The sequence below is a fragment of the Mycobacterium sp. NGS54 genome (genome assembly GCF_059812465.1).
The window spans coordinates 1-232 of the sequence record NZ_JCALCS010000030.1 but is presented as its reverse complement, the minus strand read 5'-3'; the positions used below and the strand labels follow the sequence as shown (position 1 = coordinate 232).

Annotated in this window: 1 pseudogene; it reads right to left on the bottom strand. The window is 64.7% G+C overall.

Features of this window, described 5'->3' with window-relative positions:
- Positions 1-232 (bottom strand): annotated as a pseudogene (locus AC5Y5E_RS30395) (hypothetical protein); the annotation flags it as partial.

Genomic DNA, 232 nt, shown 5'->3' with positions numbered 1-232 from the left:
ACCCAACGAACCGAGGTTCGGGATCGTCAGCGCCGGCAGACCCGGCAACGACGCCAGGAAGTTCGCCGCCAACGTCTCACCGGTCTGGATCGCCCCGTTCAGACCCGCCGCGAAGTTGCCGGCCAGGTTCTCACCGGCCTGGATCAAGCTGTTGAGGTTCGCACCCAGGTTCAGGCTGCCATTCAGCGCCGCGTTCAACGACGCACTCAGGTTGGCGCCCAACCCATTCAAC